Source organism: Fulvivirga sp. (genome assembly GCF_040218215.1).
GTDB lineage: Bacteria > Bacteroidota > Bacteroidia > Cytophagales > Cyclobacteriaceae > Fulvivirga.
The window spans coordinates 644,621-663,564 of record NZ_JAVJQL010000028.1 but is presented as its reverse complement, the minus strand read 5'-3'; the positions used below and the strand labels follow the sequence as shown (position 1 = coordinate 663,564).

General features: G+C 39.3%; 13 protein-coding genes. 8 read left to right on the top strand and 5 right to left on the bottom strand.

Going from position 1 to position 18,944, the window contains the following annotated elements; all coding sequences use genetic code 11:
• The first annotated feature begins 4 nt into the window (after positions 1-4).
• On the top strand, positions 5-5,215 hold the full coding sequence (locus RIB54_RS21185) for a BspA family leucine-rich repeat surface protein (RefSeq protein ID WP_350102885.1): 5,211 nt from the start codon (positions 5-7) through the stop codon (positions 5,213-5,215).
• A gap of 19 nt (positions 5,216-5,234) precedes the next feature.
• On the opposite strand, the gene RIB54_RS21180 is transcribed toward RIB54_RS21185, so the two are convergent.
• Together RIB54_RS21180 and RIB54_RS21175 are read right to left on the bottom strand one after the other, a co-directional pair.
• The gene (locus RIB54_RS21180) at positions 5,235-5,801 is read right to left on the bottom strand and encodes a class I SAM-dependent methyltransferase (protein ID WP_350102884.1); all 567 of its coding nucleotides are present in this window, start codon (positions 5,799-5,801) and stop codon (positions 5,235-5,237) included.
• A complete protein-coding gene (locus RIB54_RS21175; protein WP_350102882.1) occupies positions 5,779-6,642 on the bottom strand; it encodes a patatin-like phospholipase family protein in 864 nt (287 codons plus the stop codon). Before RIB54_RS21175 ends, RIB54_RS21180 begins: the two co-directional genes overlap by 23 nt.
• A gap of 76 nt (positions 6,643-6,718) precedes the next feature.
• On the opposite strand from RIB54_RS21175, the gene RIB54_RS21170 reads away from it, so the two are divergent.
• Both RIB54_RS21170 and RIB54_RS21165 read left to right on the top strand, forming a co-directional pair.
• On the top strand, positions 6,719-7,249 hold the full coding sequence (locus tag RIB54_RS21170; RefSeq protein WP_350102881.1) for a DinB family protein: 531 nt from the start codon (positions 6,719-6,721) through the stop codon (positions 7,247-7,249).
• A gap of 73 nt (positions 7,250-7,322) precedes the next feature.
• A complete protein-coding gene (locus tag RIB54_RS21165) occupies positions 7,323-9,836 on the top strand; it encodes a M14 family metallopeptidase (protein WP_350102879.1) in 2,514 nt (837 codons plus the stop codon).
• Between the two features lie 56 nt (positions 9,837-9,892).
• Here RIB54_RS21165 and RIB54_RS21160 read toward each other — a convergent pair whose 3' ends face one another.
• The 3 genes from RIB54_RS21160 to RIB54_RS21150 form a co-directional block, all read right to left on the bottom strand.
• Entirely contained in the window at positions 9,893-11,446 is a 1,554-nt protein-coding gene (locus tag RIB54_RS21160) for an Rne/Rng family ribonuclease (RefSeq protein ID WP_350066266.1), read from the bottom strand.
• Positions 11,447-11,658: 212 nt separating this feature from the next.
• Positions 11,659-12,480: a tetratricopeptide repeat protein gene (locus tag RIB54_RS21155; protein ID WP_350102878.1), complete on the bottom strand. Its 822-nt coding sequence runs from the start codon at positions 12,478-12,480 to the stop codon at positions 11,659-11,661.
• 61 nt (positions 12,481-12,541) lie between these two features.
• Positions 12,542-12,844 (bottom strand): HU family DNA-binding protein, encoded by a 303-nt coding sequence (locus RIB54_RS21150; protein ID WP_350066262.1) that lies wholly within the window; start codon positions 12,842-12,844, stop codon positions 12,542-12,544.
• Between the two features lie 150 nt (positions 12,845-12,994).
• Here RIB54_RS21150 and mutY point away from each other — a divergent pair, with 150 nt between their 5' ends.
• The 5 genes from mutY to recG are packed head-to-tail and all read left to right on the top strand — an operon-like array spanning position 12,995 to position 18,657.
• Complete coding sequence (gene mutY / locus RIB54_RS21145) at positions 12,995-14,059, top strand: A/G-specific adenine glycosylase (RefSeq protein ID WP_350102877.1); 1,065 nt, start codon at positions 12,995-12,997, stop codon at positions 14,057-14,059.
• Positions 14,060-14,111: 52 nt separating this feature from the next.
• Complete coding sequence (locus RIB54_RS21140) at positions 14,112-14,570, top strand: single-stranded DNA-binding protein (RefSeq protein ID WP_350102875.1); 459 nt, start codon at positions 14,112-14,114, stop codon at positions 14,568-14,570.
• A 33-nt stretch (positions 14,571-14,603) separates the two neighbouring features.
• Entirely contained in the window at positions 14,604-15,953 is a 1,350-nt protein-coding gene (gldE, locus tag RIB54_RS21135; RefSeq protein ID WP_350066301.1) for a gliding motility-associated protein GldE, read from the top strand.
• Entirely contained in the window at positions 15,940-16,536 is a 597-nt protein-coding gene (gldD, locus tag RIB54_RS21130; RefSeq protein WP_502879626.1) for a gliding motility lipoprotein GldD, read from the top strand. Before gldE ends, gldD begins: the two co-directional genes overlap by 14 nt.
• Before the next feature lie 27 nt (positions 16,537-16,563).
• Positions 16,564-18,657, top strand: a complete 2,094-nt coding sequence (gene recG, locus RIB54_RS21125; protein WP_350102873.1) for an ATP-dependent DNA helicase RecG — start codon at positions 16,564-16,566, stop codon at positions 18,655-18,657.
• Positions 18,658-18,944: the final 287 nt, after the last annotated feature.

Here is an 18,944-nt window from a genome sequence, read left to right as displayed (position 1 = left end):
ATCAATGAAATTGGTTGTTCAACACTTTTGTGTTGGCTATATAATGCTACACCTGGGTGCCTTTTTGTCAAATCTTTACGCACAAACACCATCGTTTGAATGGGCTGGAGGATTTGGTGGCACTGGAAATGATGCGGGATTTTCTATTGCAACTGATGCAGCAGGCAACGTATTTTCAACGGGAAAATTCAGTGGAACCGCGGATTTTGACCCTGGTATAGGCACTTATAATCTTATCTCAGCTGGTAGTGAAGATGCTTACTTGTTCAAGCTAGATGCCTCTGGGAATATGGTTTGGGCTTATGGTTTTGGTAGTACTAGTTTAGATAGAGGACTTTCAATTGCGGTTGATCCATTTGGGAATGTCATTATCACAGGTGAGTTCCGCAATACCATTGATTTTGATCCTGGTCCTGGAACCTTCAACCTAACCGCTCCTTCTGGGCTTGCAGACTTTTTTATATTAAAGTTGGATAATGATGGAAATTTTATTTGGGCGGTATCAATTGGCGACCCAGCTTCAAATGCAGATTTGGCTTATTCTTTAGCTACAGATGATGTCGGTAGTGTATATATTACCGGAATATTTGGGGAAACAGTTGACTTTGATCCGGGAGCTAGTACGTTTCTTTTAACCCCGGTTTCAGGAGGGGGCTTTAGAGATGTATTTATATTAAAATTAGATGAGTCAGGAAATTTTATATGGGCCAAATCAATTGGTGGTACAAGTAGTGATATTGCTTTTGCTCTGACTGTTGATTTATCAAACAATGTAATAATAGGTGGACACTTTTATGGCACTGTTGACTTTGATCCTGGCCCTGGAGTTAATAATATCACTTCCTCCGGCCCCAAAAATCTTTTTATTTTAAAGCTGGACACTAATGGGGATTTTGTCTGGGCAAAAAATTTGATATCAAGTACTTCAGATTTACTCTTGGGAGTAGCTACTGATGCTGACGACAATGTATTTGTAACAGGAGAATTTTTTACTTCAATAGATTTAGATCCCGGCCCAGGCAGTTTTACCGAAACTGAGGTTAGCGGTGGGGATATATTTATTTTGAAGCTAGATGCAGCTGGTGATTTTTTATGGGGGGCGGGAATAGGTGATAATCAAGAGGACAGCGGTAGAGCGATTGCCATTGATGCAGACGGGGATAGTTATTTTACAGGTCATTTTGCGGGAACTGTAGATTTCGATCCCGGGCCGGGTGTTTTCAACCTTAGTTCTACAACTTCAAACACCTACGATATATTTGTAGTCAAATATGATCCGTTGGGCAACTTTCTTTGGGCAGGAAGTATGGGTGGTTTGAGTGATTTTGAATTAGGGGCGGCAATTACTGTTGATAGTCAAGGAAATATCTATATAACTGGTGATTTTTATAATGAAGCAGATTTTGATCCCGGAAGTGGTGTGTTCAATCTTATCGGAAATGGCACCCAAGTAGATGCATTTGTCGTAAAGTTGTCCATAATGCCCACCATTACCTCCTTTTCCCCAACCGCTGGTCCAATTGGTACTTCAGTAATTATCACCGGAACAAACTTTAGCACAACACCAGCAAATAATGTAGTAACATTTAATGGAACCCCAGCCGTTGTTACGGCAAGCACAGCAAACTCCATCACTACTACAGTTCCTGTTGGAGCAACTACTGGAAAAATTTCTGTTAATGTTGACGGAAATACAGCAACAAGTACAGATGATTTCACAATCACTACGGCTCAAAATTTCATTACGCAATGGAACTTAGCCATAACAGGCTCTGGTGCTACTCAACTCTCTTTTGGTACCGCCACAAGTGGCACGGTAAATTACACCTGGCAGGAAATATCACCTGGCAGTGCAACTGGCAGTGGATCGTGGAGTGGATCAACACTTACCATCACCGGCTTACCTGCCAGTGCTACCATTCGTTTGCAAATTGACCCAACTAACTTTCAACGCATCATCATTAACAATGGAACTGATCGTAACCGACTGACTCAAGTCGAACAATGGGGGAGTGCGGCCTGGACGAGCATGCAGACAGCATTTCGAAGTTGTGCAAATCTTCAAATAACAGCTATCGATATTCCCGATTTATCAGGTGTTACAAATATATCGCAGATGTTTCAGGGGTGCTCTGTCTTGAATTCACCATCCAATATCAATGGTTGGAATACGGCTACTGTTACAAACATGTCTAATCTATTTGCTGATGCTGTTGCCTTCAATCAAAATATAGGAGCCTGGAATACGGCAGCTGTTACAAATATGGCTGGCATGTTTATGGGTGCTCTCATGTTCAATCAAAACATTAGCACCTGGAATACTTCGGCTGTTACCAACATGAATAGTATGTTTTATAGTGCCTACCGATTTAACCAAAACATCGGTGGATGGAATACTTCAGCAGTAACCAATATGAGCAGCATGTTTGGATATGCCTATGATTTCAATCAAAACATAGGCACCTGGAATACTGCGGCTGTTACTAACATGAGCCGGATGTTTGAAGATGCCTTTGACTTCAACCAAAACATAGGCGCCTGGAATACTTCGGCTGTTACCAATATGACTGGTATGTTTATCGATGCCTACGCATTCAACCAAAACATAGGCAACTGGAATACCGCAGCTGTTACCACTATGGAGCGCATGTTTGATTTTGCTACTACCTTTAACCAAAACATCGGTGGATGGAATACTGCGGCTGTTACCGATTTGAGAGGCATGTTTGCCGATGCGGGGAACTTTAATCAAAACATTGGTGCCTGGGTCTTAAATTCGGCCGTTAGCATGAGCAACATGTTTAACAATAGTGGCCTCGATTGTAATAACTATTCAGCCACGTTAGTTGGCTGGAGTGCTAATCCATCCACACCAAACGGCAGAACACTAGGGGCAATTGGAAGGCAATATGGCACCGATGCTGTAGCGGCAAGAACTAATTTGACTGCCGCAAAAGGTTGGACAATTACTGGGGACATACCTATTGTTGGTGTTTGTAGTCCCGTTACAGTACCCACCATTACCAGTTTCACCCCCGGCACTGGCCCAATCGGTACTTCGGTCATTATTTCAGGCACAAATTTCAGTGCTGTTTCAGATGATAACATCGTCATGTTCAATGGTATTAATGCCGAGGTGACTGCCAGCACTAACTCTAGTATTACCGCTGTTGTTCCATTTGGAGCCACAACCGGGCTCATTACTGTTACTGTTAGCGGCAATACGGCCACAAGCGCAACTGATTTTATTGTAACAAGTGCCTTGGTACAAATGAACGATATCACCGTACAGGATTGTGATCTTCAATTTACAGATTCGGGAGGGTTGTTGGATTATGGCTCTGATGAAGATTATACGGTTACATTTCTTCCAGTAAGCAGTACTGATAAGGTGCGGGTTTCATTTCTGTCCTTTTCAACGGAGAGTTGCTGCGATATCCTATCAGTTTATGATGGTCCGAACGCCACTTTTCCTTTGATAGCCACACTTTTTGGCAATATTTCTCCTGCTGATATAACAGCCACAAGCCCTGGTGGTGAATTGACTTTTGTTTTTAACTCAGACGGTGACGTGGAGGATCTTGGGTGGGAAGCGCTTGTTTCCTGTATTCCTGCTACACCACCAGCCACTATTAATATTTCTGCTCAACCTTCAGATGCTTTAGTTTGTGAAGGGGAAAATGCATTATTGAATACTCTCGCAACAGGCACCACTAATCTTACCTATCAATGGCAGGTTTTTGACGGTTCAGTTTACAATGATATTATTGATGGCGGAGGCTATTCTGGAGTTACAACAGCAAACCTGCTGGTCAATACTACTGGCAATTTTGGTGGAGCTTCCTATCGTTGTCGTATCAGTGGGGATTTTGTAACTGATGTATTTACCAACACAGCATCCCTGGCTATCAATGCATTGCCCCCAGCCCCAATAGTAACACCGGGCACAAATTGTGGCATAGGAGTCGTAACTTTATCTGCCAATGGCGGCACGGATGGGCAGTACCGTTGGTATGATGTAGCTATTGGAGGAACGGCAATTTCCGGTGAAGAGAACGGTCTGTTTATGACACCAGCAATTTCAACTTCCACCACTTATTATGTAAGTATAAATGATGGCTCATGTGAAAGTGTACGTGCGCCTGTTTTGGCTGAAATATTAACAGTGCCAGCAAATCCTACTGTTACTTTTGGTGTCAACTGTGGCACTGGAGCTGTAACCTTATCTGCCATTGGCGGCATGGACGGGCAGTACCGTTGGTATGATGTGGCTATTGGAGGAACGGCAATTGCCGGTGAAGAGAATAGCATTTTTATGACACCTGTAATTTCAGCTTCCACCTCGTTCTATGTGTCTATCGATAATGGAACATGTGAAAGCACACGAGTAGCTGTAGATGCAATTATTAATGCTGTTCCGGCCAAACCTACTATTTCAGTTTCTGGGAACTTAACAATTTGTGATGGGGATTTTGTCACACTGTCCGGACCTAACGCAGAGGGTTATTTATGGTCAAATAATGATAGCGGGCAACAAATCAATGTCATTGCCTCGGGGAGTTATACTTTAGTAATATTTGATGAACATGGCTGCGAAAGTCCGGTCTCTGACCCGATACAAGTTATCGTTGAAGCGTGTGTTGTCAATCAGCCACCAATTATAAACCCAACACCATTAGTAACATCCATTGGAGGGATCATCACACTTGACCTCATGTCCATAATCTCTGATCCTGATAATAATATTGACTTTACCAGTCTTGCTGTTTCAAGCCAACCAATAAGTGGTGCCTCTGCTGTTATCGAGGGAACAGAACTTATCTTAAATTATGGTGGTGTTGCCTTTTCTGGCAATGATCAACTGACTTTAGAAGTTTGTGACCTTCTGTCAAGTTGTATTCAGCAGGCCATTACAATAGAAGTAACAGGCGATGTAATCATTTATAATGCCATTTCCCCTAATAGTGATGGACTAAATGACTTTTTATTTATACAATACATAGACATAATAGAAGGTGCGGCAGAAAATAAATTGACAATTTATAATCGTTGGGGGGATGTTATTTTCAAAGTTGATAATTATAACAACACCTCCAATGTTTTTAAAGGTGTCAGTGATACTGGCAAGCCTATTCCTTCGGGGATATATTTTTACGAACTGAAATTTAAATCTGGAAAGTCCCCAAAAACTGGCTATCTCACATTAAAACGCTGAACAAAGTGCTTTAGCCAGGTTATTTATGTAGGAGAAAAGTACCCATAGACCTCTTGCCTTCTACCACTACAGACTTCCACGGTTCTGATAAGAAAAGCCCTGCCTGGGCAAAGGTGACATCAATTTTAGAACCTTCTAACAAGTAGGTGAATGCGCCAATGTCTTTTGTATTTATACCTACATTAGTGGCCATTCTTATGAGCATGATTCCTCCAGGTCTCAATACTCTGGATAACTCAGACAGCATCAATTTAAATTCATTTTCATTGGTAGCGAAGTGAAGTACCGCCATGCAAATAACGCTATCAAAGTAGCCGTCTTTATATGGCAGCTCGTTCAGGTTTTCAACCTGAAGTTGATCAATAGGAATAGTTTTATAAGTCATCCGGGCCATTTTTATTGCCATAGGATTGATGTCAACACCATAGACTTCCAATCGGTTATTTACAAAATATTGTAGGTTTCTCCCCTCTCCACATCCAGCATCTAAAATTCTTTTCGTGTTATCAAATGTTCCTTTCAGAATTTGATCCAGTAAGTAGATATCAACATTACCAATAAGGTTATTTAACTCCTTCTGATGCATTTTTTAAAGCTTTTTTAAATTCTTTCTTTCCATGTTCAATGACTTCAGCCGCTCTATAGAATTCAAATGTTCCGCATGTATTTCTTGAAATTTTTACTAGAACATCCGGTCGATTGATTTCTAAAATGTAATCTGATATCCTGTCCTGCATAAGGTCAACCGAACTTGCCACCAAATCAAAATAGCTCAACCTTTTAGGTTTGGATTCAGTTGGAAAAAAACTGTTCCATTTTTCTATCAGCTCAGCAAATCTCCCATTAGATTTTTCTTCTATTTTTTTCAAAGTGTTTTTGATATTGGCATTTACATCAGAAACGACTAAAATATCATTACCATGCCTTTTTACATGAGATATCGGGATTGGGTTATAAACACCTCCATCTACCAGCTCAACTCCATCTATAAGGCTTGGTTTTAATACTGAAGGAATGGCCGCAGAAGCACGCAATGCAGTGAATAACTCTCCTTTTTTAAAAACAACTTCCTTTTTACCCACTATGTCAGTGGCAATAATTGACATAGGAATATTCAGTTCTTCAATGTTTCTGTCATCAATGAATTTTTTCATTTCATTGAATACTTTTTCACCCCTGACAAATCCCTGTGTGCTTAAAGTAAAATCCATCAGCTTAAAAACATCAACCCGGTCAAGGTTAGATACCCATTCTTTAAACTCTGTGAGCTTGCCAGCGGCATAAACGGCACCAACCACAGCGCCCATTGAGCTTCCTGATATAGAGTCAATACTATAGCCCTCTTCTAAAAGTCCTTCTATCACGCCAATGTGAGCCACTCCTCTGGCACCACCACTTGATAAAACTAATGCTACCGATTTGCTCATATACTTTTGTATTTATCTAAATTTAACATTACTGTTGGCGCTATAAATTTATTCATTTTAAGTTTTAACTATTCGTATGAATCCAGGTATTAAAAAAAGATTCAATAAGCTTCAAGATCAAAAAAAAGTACTTGCAGATAAAGTTCAAAATTTAAATCATGAGCAAATCAATAGCAAAGTAAATAGTGACGGATGGACTTTAGGGCAGGTGTATTACCATCTCTTTCTAGTTGAAGATGGTACTTTTAAATATTTGGCAAATAAGGTAAAGGAAATCCCCGCATTGGAGTCAAGGGATATCAAATCAACATACAGGTTCTGGCTATTAAAATTTTTTCTGGCCATGCCATGGAAATACAAGGCACCAAGAACTGTCAGCGAAACCATTCCTGATGACATTGATATTGAAGAAGTACTGAGCAACTGGACTGATATCAGGGATAAGTTTAGTCTTTTGCTTACAGCTCAGGAAGATAGATTTTTAAAAAAGAAAGTATTCAAACACCCTCGGATTGGTTATATCGACTTTTATCAGACCATTGAATTTATCGAGGCCCATCATCAGCATCATTTGAGACAGATTAATAACCTTTTATCAAAAATTTAGTAATCAAAATAGTCGCTAAGAATCAAGTGGCAGCCTTTTTCATTACCTTAAGCTATTCTTTAACCATTAAATTATGAAACACCTTTTACTACTTCTTACCTGCATTTCTACCCTATCGTTAGGGCAGAATAAACTTCAAACTCCTGATGAATTTTTGGGGTACACATTAGGTGAGCGCTTCACCCGACACCATGCTGTGGTTGACTACTTTGAATATGTAGATCAAACTATGGATAATGTAATTACCCAAAAATATGGAGAGACCTATGAGCACAGACCATTAATGGTGGCTATTTTAAGCTCACCGGAAAATATGGCGAAGCTTGATGAAATTAGAATTAACAATTTAAAAAGAGCCAAATATCAGGAAGGCCAGGCTACTGATGATGGTATTGCCATCGTTTGGTTGAGTTATAACATTCATGGTAATGAATCATCATCAACCGAAGCCTCTATGCGCACCTTACACGCACTGGCCGACCCTAATAACGCGCAAAGTAAAGAGTGGTTGAAGAACACCATAGTAATTATGGATCCATGTATCAATCCTGATGGCAGGGATAGGTATGCAAATTATTACAACCAATATGGCAATAAGAATTATAATGCAAATGGTGATGATATAGAACATCATGAAGAATGGCCTGGCGGCAGAGCCAATCATTACCTGTTTGATCTAAATAGAGACTGGGCATGGCAAACACAAATAGAGTCGATGAACCGTTCGAAAATATATCATACGTGGATGCCTCATATCCATGTAGATTATCACGAGCAAGGGTATAACAATCCGTATTACTTTGCACCTGCAGCCAAGCCTTTGCACGAGGTTATCACACCATGGCAAAAAGAGTTTCAGGTATCAATAGGGAAAAACCATGCTAAATATTTTGACAAAGAAGGCTGGCTTTATTTCACTAAGGAAAGTTTTGATTTGCTATATCCAAGTTATGGTGATACTTACCCCACATACAATGGTGCCATTGGTATGACCTACGAGCAAGGTGGTGGCGGATATGGAGGTCTTGGTATAATCACAGAATATGGTGACACTTTATCTCTTAAAGACAGAATAGCACATCATTATACCACAGGTATCTCAACTGTAGAAATAGCATCTAAAAACGCTGCCCAACTTGCTGGTGAATTTAAAAGCTACTACGAACAGAACCTCTCTAATCCTTTTGGAAAGTATAAGTCATATATCGTTAAAAATGACAATCAAGATAAGCTTGACAAGCTTGCAGAGTTTTTAGACAAGAATTTTATCAAATATGGTTCTGTCGGATCATCCAAAAGCTTAAAGGGCTTCAGCTATAAAAATGGTGGTGAAGTTACCTTTTCAGTTGACTCAAAAGATTTGGTGATTAATACTTATCAACCAACATCAAGATTAATCACTGCCTTATTTGAGCCTAGTGCAAAATTACAGGATTCATTGACCTATGATATTACCGCCTGGTCAATGCCCTATGCGTATGGTTTGGAGGCTTATGCCACAACAGTTAAGGTAGACTATGATAATGCTTTTAAAAAAGAAGAAATAAAAACATTGGCAGATGGGAAACCATATGCCTATGCTGCCAAATATAACAGCCTTGCAGACGTGAAATGGTTAGGTCACTTATTAAACTCAGGTGTTAATGTGCGGGTGGCTCAGCAAGCAATAACCGTTGATGGTAAGAAGCTGGAGCGGGGCAGTCTCATAATCACTAGAAGAAATAACGAAAATTTTTCGAAGGGCATAGATGATTTCATCAGAACTTCGGCTAAGCAATATGGAATTGAATTATTGAGTTTAGCAACAGGGTTTTCGGATAGTGGTGTAGATTTAGGTTCATCAAGTATTGCAAAAATAGACAAGCCCAATATTGCTGTAGTTGCCGGACCACAAACCAGGTCATTGAGTTATGGTGAAATCTGGCATTTTTTCGAGCGCCAGCTCGATTACCCTATTACAAGTATTGGTACTGATTATTTTAACCGTGTTGATCTTAATAAATATAACGTACTAATTGTGCCAAATGGCTACTACAGCTTATTTAGTGAGGGTACATTGAAAAATGTGAGTGAGTGGGTAAGGAATGGAGGTAAGTTAATTGTGATGGGCAATGCTCTCAATTCATTTAAGGATAAGGATGGTTTTGGCATTAAGGAATATTTGGATGACAAAAAGAAGAAAGATGATAAGCCAACTACTGAGTCATTATTAAAACCTTATGAATCCCTGGAAAGAGAAGGTTTGAAGAGCTCAATATTTGGTGCCATATTTAAAATCAGACTAGATAACACGCATCCTTTGGCTTATGGCTATGGAACAGAGTACTATTCCTTGAAAACTGATGAGATGCGCTTAAGTTTTCTAGAAAACGGTTCTAACGTAGGCGTGATTAGAGGAAAGGCAAGGCCTGTTACTGGGTTTGCAGGTTCTGAGGCACTAGATAACCTGGATGATAGCCTGGTATTTGGTGTAGAGCCTAAAGGTAGAGGACAAGTGATCTATATGGTAGATAACCCATTGTTCAGAGGCTTCTGGGAGAATGGAAAGCTGCTATTCTCCAATGCCGTGTTTATGGTGGGGAATTAACAGCACAAGTCTAATTAAAACAAAAAACCCTGACCGATCAGTCAGGGTTTTTTGTTTTATTGAAGTTCTATTTCCTCACCAAACTTATTGAGTATCTGAAACTCTGTTACGGCCAGTGAAGAATCTTGGATAAGTTTTATCCATTTGAAATAGCGGAGATACCATTTTAACCTTCTTGACATAGTGCCTTTGGTAAAGAAGGCATAAATGAAAGGATGAAGAACCACAGTAATGTCTTTCTCATTTTGCTGTGTAAGCAAGTAGTCAATATTACTTTCTATCTGATCAGAAATCATGATAGAAGCGCTGATCTTACCAGTACCATTACAAGTAGGACAAACCTCCTTGGTGGTGATGTTCATCTCTGGTCTTACTCGCTGACGTGTAATCTGCATCAATCCGAATTTGGATAGCGGAAGCACTGTGAATTTGGAACGGTCTGGAGCCATCTCATCCTTCATTATCTTATGGATGAGCTTCTTGTTGTCCATCTTCTTCATGTCGATAAAATCAACAACGATAATGCCTCCCATATCACGCAGCCTAAGCTGACGTGCTATTTCCTTAGCCGCCTCTATATTTACTGATAGTGCCGTGGCTTCTTGTCCTTCTTCTTTGTTGGACTTATTGCCGCTATTTACATCAATAACATGAAGTGCTTCAGTGTGCTCAATGATCAGGTATCCACCACCTTTAAGACTTACAGATTGTCCAAAAGCAGATTTGATTTGTTTTTCAACACCAAAGACCTCAAATATTTTGGCCTTACCATTGAAGAGCTTAACGATTTTCTCCTTATCTGGTGCGATTTTATGAATGTAGTTTTTTACTTCATCGTAGATCTCCTGATCATCAATATGAATGTTATCGAATGATTCATTCAGTACATCTCTGAGTATGGTTGATGCCTTACCCATTTCACCAATTACCCTATCTTTAGGTTTGGCAGTCTTTAGGGTTTGAGCACCATCAAGCCATAATTTTGTTAAATTTCTTAGGTCAGCATCAAGTTCTTTTACCTCTTTGCCTTCGGCAACGGTACGAATGATAACCCCAAAATTTTCAGGTTTGATAGACGAAACGAGACGTAATAGCCTCTTGCGCTCTTCAGCGCTGGTTATTTTTTTAGATACATTTACTGTGTTCGAGAACGGAACCAGTACGAGGTATCTGCCCGGAATTGACAACTCACAAGATAGTCGTGGACCTTTTGTTGAAATAGGCTCTTTTACAACCTGAACAAGAATCTGCTGATTTTTAGAAAGAACATCAGAGATCTTTCCATGCTTATCTATTTCAGGTTGAATATGGAATTTGTCCAGCTTGCCGGAGAAATCCTTTCTGTTTAAGGCTCTTTTGGTATAACCCTGAAGCGAATTAAAATTCGATCCTAAATCGAGATAGTGCAAAAAAGCATCTTTTTCATAGCCAATGTCTATGAAAGCAGCATTTAGACCCTGAACCACCTTACGGACAGTGCCAAGGTAAATGTCTCCTACAGTAAACTTATTTCCATCTTCTTCATGATGGAATTCAACAAGACTTTTATCTTTTAAAAGGGCTATACGACATCCGTTTTGAGTTGAATTAATAATTAATTCGTTACTCAAAATACTTTTGTTTAAGTGAAAAAATGGATGCTATAGTAAGAATCTCCCGCTATTTAAGCGGGAGAGAAAGATTACTTCTTCTTGTGTCTGTTCTTTCTTAATCTCTTCTTTCTCTTGTGAGTGGCAATCTTATGTCTTTTTCTTTTTTTACCGCAAGGCATAACTTTAATTTTTTTATCCGCCAGCTGACGGATGGTTTAACAATATTTTATTTATTCTATTTCACTAAGATATGAGTCAACCGTAGCTTGCACTGCGGGATCACTATCTAAAGATTTAACAAGTATAAACTGCTCTTTAGCCTTTTCTTTATTGCCGATTTCCAAATAACTCACCCCTAAAAAAAACTGAGCCTGGGTGTTGTTAGGATAAAGCTGCGTGAGTTTAGAAAAACGTTCCACTGCTTTATCATGCTGTCCTGACTGCATTGAAAGAATCCCTAAATTGAACATGGCTTGCTCATTTTCAGGATCATTCTGCAAGATTTCCCTAAGCATCATAATACCCTGCATGGGGTTAGATGTGCTTAGATAAGTCATCGCCAGTTTATTTTTAGCCTCAAGGTTATCAGGAGATTGTTCTAACACCTTATTGAAGTAAAACCTAGCCTTTTCGCCAAGCATCTCCTGCTTTTGCTTATCCATAGCAAAACCATAAGCGTCATAATAAACATCTCCAGCTCTTAACCAGTTGGCTTCACCCGGTGATTTATCGGCAATAATTTCAATGAACTTGGCTGCACTATCAAACTTATTGGCCTCTATATACAGCCTGGCCAAAGAGTCTGCAAAGATAATACTTTTTTCTACATTTTCTGCAACCCTTATATTTTCCTTTAATTTATCCGCTTGCTCTTGAAGCTCTGGTTGAAGCTCTTCTGTGTGGGTATCGCCACTAGGGGCTTCCGTTGATGTGGTAGTTTCTGATGACTCAATGTCATTTTTGTCATTGTCAACAACCACCCGTGGAAGGCTAAATATAAGTACTACAAGTAGGGCAGCACTAAAAAATAAAATGATCCTCGTTCTAAGCATATCACCAAATTAGGGGGCAAAGATCGAAGATCACTTTAACAAAAGAAAATTAAGCAGGTAATTAAGCGTGAGTCTCTTTTACCTTTTTACTCTTTTTAATTTTTTCTACAAATACCTTTGAAGGTTTAAAACTCGGAATAAAGTGCTCATCTATAACGATGGCCGTGTTTTTAGAAATATTTCTCGCAATTTTCTTCTTTCTCTTCTTGTTCACAAAACTGCCAAATCCTCTCACATAAATATTGTTACCATCAGCCATAGATCCTTTAACAATGTTAAAGAAAGCTTCAACAGTAACAGAAACGTCCTCTTTTGGTATCCCAGTTTTATCCGCTATTTCGGAAATTACTTCTGCTTTAGTCACTAATTTTTAATTTTGGTTAAGTCAAAAAAATGATCAGCAACAGCTAACTTGTTGCTAATGAGCAAATTTACTCCCTATAATCTCAATTAAAAATCAAATTTGTAAAAAAACTGACATGGTAATAATCACACTTAAATTGAATAAACTGTTTTGACAAAAGACTTTTTTAACCGCCAAATTTTAGACTGGTATAGCCGAAATAGGCGTGATTTACCATGGAGACAGACAAGAAATCCATATCATATATGGCTCTCAGAGATCATTTTGCAACAAACCAGGGTAAATCAGGGTTTGCCCTATTATTTGAAGTTTGTTAGCGAATATCCAACTGTGAAGAACTTAGCTAATGCAGAGGAAAGAGATGTTTTGCGCGTTTGGCAGGGGCTAGGTTATTACTCTAGGGCAAGAAACTTACATAAGTGTGCAAAAATAATTTCTGAAAATCATGGAGGAAACTTCCCGAAGACCTTCAATGAGCTCCTGAAATTGCCTGGAATTGGAAATTATACAGCGGCTGCAATAGCTTCAATTGCCTTCGGTGAAAAGGTGGCGGTTGTAGATGGAAATGTCTATCGGGTGCTGTCAAGGGTTTACGGGATTGACAGCGACATTTCTTCAGGCAAGGGGCAGAGAGTTTTTCAGGAAAAAGCCAATGACTTGATCTCTGATAAATACCCAGATGAATTTAATCAGGCACTTATGGAGTTTGGTGCTTTACAGTGTGTACCTAAGAGTCCGGATTGTACGGCATGTCCTTTTCATGCAAACTGCTTTGCAAGGCAGAATGATTTACAGGCACGGCTTCCTGTTAAAATAAAGAAGGTAAAAGTCAGAAAACGATATTTTAATTATATCGCTTTTGAAATGGATGGTAAATTGGCGCTAAAAGAAAGAAGTGGCAATGACATCTGGCGCGGATTGTATGACTTTCATTTGATAGAAACCGAGCAAACTCAGCATTGGGAAGAATTGCTTGATGCTGATATAATAGGTATTATAAAAGAGGGCATTCACTCCGTAGATGAGAGTAATGAATACAAACACATTTTAACACACCAACGAATATTTGCGAGGTTTTATACCATCAGGCTGCGCAAGAGTATTGATACCAGAATATTAAATGACTGGGGATTAGTATTTTACACATTAGATCAGGTTTTGGAATTGCCCAAGCCAGTATTAGTTTCTACATATTTGAACGCAGCCTTTTTTTAGCTAGTTTTATTAAAGATTCTATAACTTTGCTAATAATTAAAAAGTATTAGATATGTCTGGAGTAAATAAAGCAATAATAGTAGGAAGATTAGGCAAAGACCCTGAAGTGAGACATCTTGAAAATGGGGCCGCTGTTGCAAACTTTCCTGTTGCTACGTCTGAGACTTATAAAGATAGAAACACCGGAGAGCGTAAAGAGCAGACTGAATGGCACAATGTTGTTTTGTGGAGAGGGCTAGCAGAGATAGCTGAAAAGTACCTTAATAAAGGAGACATGGTGTATATTGAAGGAAAGCTAAGAACACGCTCTTGGGAGAAGGATGGTGTAACACGTTATACTACAGAAATAGTAGGTGATAACATGACCATGCTTAGCCCTAAAGGATCAAATGAAGGTGGCCAGCCAACGGATGGTGGGTCATCAATGCCGCAGCAACAAACGCAGAATACTGCTTCTACTCCAGCTGGAGATATTGCCTTGGAGGACGAATCGGATGATTTGCCCTTCTAATGTTGGACTAAAACCAAAATATTGGAAACAACCATAGACGAACCTCCCAGTCAGATACTTCTAGAAGCCTTATTTTCAGGACAGTCACTGTTCTACATCGTCAGCGGGATAATTTTGGTGATGCTACTTATCATGTCAGCACTTATTAGTGGTTCTGAGGTGGCATTCTTTTCTCTAACTGCCAAGGACATTAATCAGTGTAAGGAAAGTGAGGATCCTAAAGACCATAAGCTGGTAGACCTTATTAAGCGGCCTAAATTGCTACTGGCCACAATTCTTATAATGAACAACTTTGTGAATGTAGCGGTAGTAACACTTGCAGCTTTTGTGGCATGGGAAATAGTAGGAACTAAACAGCTTGACGTAATTTCAACTTCGATTTTAACTGCTGTTACTACCCTAGTATTATTATTTTTTGGAGAGGTTTTGCCTAAACTATATGCTACTCCCAATAATTTAAAATTCTCAAAGATGACAGCTCCAATGCTAAAAGTATTGGAAGTAATCCTAAGACCACTTTCAGTGATATTAATGACATTGAGTAATGTGATAGAGAGCAGGTTTGAAAAGAAAGGTTATGACATTTCTGTGGAAGAATTGCATCATGCTTTAGAGATAACTACTACCAATGAAGAAACTACCGAAGAGGAAAAGGATATCCTTAGAGGAATAGTAAACTTTGGAACGCTCACGGTAAAGCAGGTGATGAAATCCAGAATGGATATCACAGCCTTTGATACGGAAATGGATTTTCATGACCTGATGGACAAAGTCAATAAATCAGGGTTTTCTAGGGTTCCTGTCTTCACCGAGACCATTGATAAGATTGATGGTATCTTGTATATCAAAGACTTGCTTCCTTATATAGAAAAGGATGAGACTTTTGACTGGAAGAGCCTGCTTAGACAGGGATTTTTCGTTCCTGAAACTAAGAAGATAGATGGTCTTCTAAGGGATTTTCAGGAAAAACGGGTTCACATGGCCATTGTTGTTGATGAATATGGCGGGACCTCAGGCCTAATTACACTGGAAGATATTATTGAGGAGATTGTAGGTGAGATAAATGATGAATTTGATGATGAGGATATTCCTTATGATCAAATAGATGACAATACTTACCTTTTTGAAGGCAAAACCACATTAAATGATTTCTGTAAGATTACGGAAGAAGCACCTTCAACTTTCGAGAAAATAAAAGGGGAGAGTGAATCTTTAGGAGGGTTACTTTTAGAGATTAACACAAAATTACCATCATCGGGCGAAAAGATTTATTTTGATAAGTTCGTATTTACAGTAGTGGCCGTGGATATGAAAAAAATTAAAAAAGTAAGAGTATTCATAAAGAAGGAAAATGAACAGGAAGCTCAGGATGCACAAGACTAATTACTATTTACTACCCGTTTTCATTGTTTTATTCTTTGCTTGCCAGACTGAATATTTACCAAAACCAAAAGGCTACAATCGCTTTGACATGCCCAAGCATGAATATGTATCTCTGCCAGATACATTTCCTTACAAATTTGAATATTCAAAGCACGCCAAGTTATTAAACGATACATCCTGGATATCAGAGCGTTTTTGGATTGAACTGTATTACCCTCAATACAAGGCCAATATTCATCTAACTTATAAGGTTGTGAATAACAGTGATTCATTAAAGGAGTATTTGGATGATGCTTATTTCCTTACTGCCAAGCATCAGATAAAGGCTTATGCCATAGACGAAAGTATTACAAAGACGCCTTCAGGCAAAACGGTAGTTTATGCAGAGCTGGAAGGCGAAGTTCCCAGCCAGTTTCAATTCTTCTCAACCGACTCAACTTTAAATTTCCTAAGAGGCGCTCTGTACTTTAACACTCAGGTAAATAATGACTCCCTTAAGCCTGCTATCGAATTTGTTAAGGTGGACATTGTGAATATGATGAACACATTGGAATGGAGGTTTAAGGAGACGAATACCTTATAATTTTTCTTTTTTTAGTTAGTTTGGGTCGTGAATAATTTTTTCGATACCAAAATTGAATTTCTTAAAGGTGTAGGCCCCCAAAAGGGAACCTTACTCAACAAGGAGCTCAATATATTCACTTACGGAGACCTGATTCAATACTATCCTTTCAGGTACGAAGACCGCACCAAATTTCATAAAATAGCTGAGGCCAATGGCAGTATGCCATACATCCAGATAAAGGGTAAGCTGAGACATTATGAAATGCTGGGTTCACCTCGAAAACGGAGACTGGTTGCACACCTTGTCGATGATACCGGAGAAATAGAATTAGTGTGGTTTCAAGGAGCACAGTGGGTACTGAAAAAACTTCAACCAGGGGTTGAGTATGTTGTTTTTGGTAAGCCCAACTTGTTTGGTTCAAAACTAAATATTGCTCATCCTGAAATTGAATTGGCTACCAAGCAGAATATTGAGACTTCTTATCTGCAGCCGGTTTACTCTACTACAGAAACGCTCAAGCGAAAATATATCGATAGTAAGGCCATTTCAAAAATGCAGAGAACTTTGCTGGCTGAGGCACTCAAAAGGCTAAAGGAGACTTTGCCCATAGCTTTGCAGCAGCAGTATGCTTTAATGACTAAGCCTGCAGCCATTTCTAATATTCATTTTCCTGAAAATCAGGAGTTATTGTTTAAGGCTCAATTCAGGCTAAAGTTTGAAGAATTGTTTTATGTACAGATCAGGTTACTGAAACTCAAACTAACCCGCATCGATAAGTTTAAAGGTATTGTCTTTGATCACGCTGATTTGCTCAACACATTTTATAATGAACACCTGCCTTTTGATTTGACTAATGCTCAGAAGAGGGTGATCAAAGAGATTTATGCCGATATGCGCTCGGGAAAGCAGATGAATAGGTTGCTGCAGGGTGATGTGGGCAGTGGTAAAACCATTGTAGCATTCATTTGCATGCTCATAGCCATAGGCTGCGATACTCAGGCGGCACTTATGGCGCCAACGGAAATTCTTGCCACCCAGCACTATCATGGTCTTAAAGATTTTGCTGATAAAATGGGGCTTAGGATTGCCCTGCTTACAGGGTCTTCCAAAAAAAGTGAACGCAGAATTATTCATGATTACCTGAAATCTGGAGAGCTGCATATTTTGGTTGGTACTCATGCATTGTTGGAAGAGGTGGTACAGTTCAAAAGGCTTGGTCTTGCGATAGTGGATGAACAGCACCGCTTTGGTGTGGCGCAGCGATCAAGGCTATGGCAAAAGAATGAAGGGCTATTTCCCCACGTTTTGGTAATGACAGCCACCCCTATTCCGCGGACATTGGCAATGACACTCTATGGTGATCTTGATATTTCCACCATTGATGAACTTCCTGCAGGCCGAAAACCGATTATGACAGTGCATCGATATGATGCCAACAGGCTAAAGGTGAATAGCTTCATCAAGGAGCAAGTTGATATGGGAAGGCAGGTTTATGTGGTTTATCCATTGATTGAAGAATCTGAAAAGCTGGATCTTAAGGATCTGATGGATGGTTATGAAAGTGTTGCTCGTGCTTTTCCTGATATTCCCTTGAGCATAGTTCATGGTAAGATGAAGCCTGATGCCAAGGAATATGAGATGCAGCGTTTTGTGAAAGGAGAAACCAAAATTATGGTGGCGACTACGGTTATAGAGGTAGGTGTAAATGTTCCTAATGCATCGGTGATGATTATTGAAAATGCAGAGCGGTTTGGGCTGGCGCAGTTGCACCAGCTAAGAGGACGTGTTGGTAGAGGCGCAGATCAATCTTACTGTATCCTTATTTCGGATTATAAATTGTCAAAAGAAGCACGTATTAGAATTGACACCATGGTACGTACCAATAACGGTTTTGAAATAGCGGATACGGATTTACAATTGCGTGGTCCTGGTGATTTAATGGGCACCCAACAAAGTGGTGTCTTGGATTTGCTGATTGCAGACTTAGGCAAAGACGGCAAAATATTGCAAGCCGCCAGAGGTGCCGCTCAAGAAATACTCGATAAAGACCCTGAATTAACCAGCCCTGAAAACCAAAATATAAGAATCCAGGTGGCTTCCATGAAGAAAACGGCTATTAATTGGAGTAGGATAAGTTAGCATATTTAATTTCTTCCATCAGAAATATTTAAAAATGGAATCCGCTCAATTGATGAATTTAATATTTAAGCATTATCAGGATTACATTTTTTAAAAACATCTTTCAAAGGGCATTAAAGCATTAGGGTGGATCAAACTCCTTAGAATGTTATTTTACACTTTAATGAATTAAAAAACTTTTAATTCATTCATAATCAACGACTCAGAAGTCCATTTCCATATGAAAACTGAAAACTAATGCCTATCTTAATCGATTAAAATGGTTCATATTACATAAAAAGCAGAAG

Bases quoted from the DNA above. Each gene is read 5' to 3' on its own strand.
- RIB54_RS21185 (WP_350102885.1), top strand. From the start codon at position 5: ATGAAATTGGTTGTTCAACACTTTTGTGTTGGCTATATAATGCTACAC.
- RIB54_RS21180 (WP_350102884.1), bottom strand. From the start codon at position 5,801: ATGCATCAGAAGGAGTTAAATAACCTTATTGGTAATGTTGATATCTAC.
- RIB54_RS21175 (WP_350102882.1), bottom strand. From the start codon at position 6,642: ATGAGCAAATCGGTAGCATTAGTTTTATCAAGTGGTGGTGCCAGAGGA.
- RIB54_RS21170 (WP_350102881.1), top strand. From the start codon at position 6,719: ATGAATCCAGGTATTAAAAAAAGATTCAATAAGCTTCAAGATCAAAAA.
- RIB54_RS21165 (WP_350102879.1), top strand. From the start codon at position 7,323: ATGAAACACCTTTTACTACTTCTTACCTGCATTTCTACCCTATCGTTA.
- RIB54_RS21155 (WP_350102878.1), bottom strand. From the start codon at position 12,480: ATGCTTAGAACGAGGATCATTTTATTTTTTAGTGCTGCCCTACTTGTA.
- RIB54_RS21140 (WP_350102875.1), top strand. From the start codon at position 14,112: ATGTCTGGAGTAAATAAAGCAATAATAGTAGGAAGATTAGGCAAAGAC.
- gldD (WP_502879626.1), top strand. From the start codon at position 15,940: ATGCACAAGACTAATTACTATTTACTACCCGTTTTCATTGTTTTATTC.